Origin of the sequence: Actinotalea sp. C106, assembly GCF_023630195.1 — a bacterium.
Lineage (GTDB): Bacteria > Actinomycetota > Actinomycetes > Actinomycetales > Cellulomonadaceae > Actinotalea.
Map to the genome: position 1 here is coordinate 1 of NZ_JALPKN010000555.1, position 956 is coordinate 956.

At 76.8% G+C, this 956-nt stretch carries 1 protein-coding gene; it reads right to left on the reverse strand.

Annotated elements, in window-relative coordinates; all coding sequences use genetic code 11:
* Positions 1–956, reverse strand: a 956-nt coding sequence (locus L0B03_RS18435; RefSeq protein ID WP_250448540.1) for a hypothetical protein, incomplete at both ends; no start/stop codon positions are given.

A 956-nucleotide genomic window follows, 5' to 3' on the forward strand; every position in this document is an offset into this window, starting at 1 on the left:
GGTCGCCCCGGGCTCGGCCCTGGCAGGCAGGTCCGGCTCGGCGGGCTCGGCCCCGACGTCGCCCCGCGGCCGGGCGGTCTCGGCACCACCCTCGAGGCCGTACGCACCCCAGAACGGGGTCATCCCGCCACCCCACCCGGCGCCGAAGCGGGGGTCCCCGAGGCGCTCGACGGCCTCGGTGGGGCTGACCACGGCGTAGTCCCCGAGCGGGACCTGAGGGGCGAGGGAGCCGTGCAGGGACTGCAGGCCCCCGCCGGTGAAGGTCGCGCTCCAGGTCACACCCGTGCGCTGCCCGTCGATCACCTGGTGGGCGAAGACCGAGGTCCACTCGGGGCTGCCCGTCCCCTCTCCGCCCTCGACGACGAGCTCGTAGCCCGCCGGGTCGAGCCCGAGGTCCCCGAGCACCTCGCGCAGGACGGCACCCGCCTCGTCCCCCTGGGGCGCGGGGCCCAGGTCCCACGGGTCGTTCTCGGGGTCGTAGAAGCTCAGGCTGACCGCGCCGTCCGGGTACAGCTGGACGCTGGCACCCGTGCCGTCGCGCGGGCCGACCGAGAGCATGCCGTCGACCTCGTTCACCTCGCCCTCCACGCCGAGGGCCTGGGCGGCGGTCGACGCACCCTCCGTGGTGAAGGCTGCGCCGGGGTCGAAGCCCCAGGCCGCGAGCACGCCGCCCTCGGTGGGCAGGCCCTCGGCGGTGAAGACGGTGCGCCCGCCCCAGCCGGGCATGCTCAGCTCGGCGACCCGCCCGTCCTCGGCTCCGAGCCCGGTCGAGCCCTGAGTGGCTGCGTCGTTCGGGGCCGACTCCGCCATCGTCTCGCCGCTGTCCCCCGGCAGCCCCTGCGTGCCGGGGGACCCTGCGCCCTCCGGCGCGGAGTCGAGGGTGATGACCGCAGCGGCCCCGCCCTCGTCCTGCTGGTCCGGACCCGCGGCGCCCAGGGCGTAGAAGTCGGAGGCCA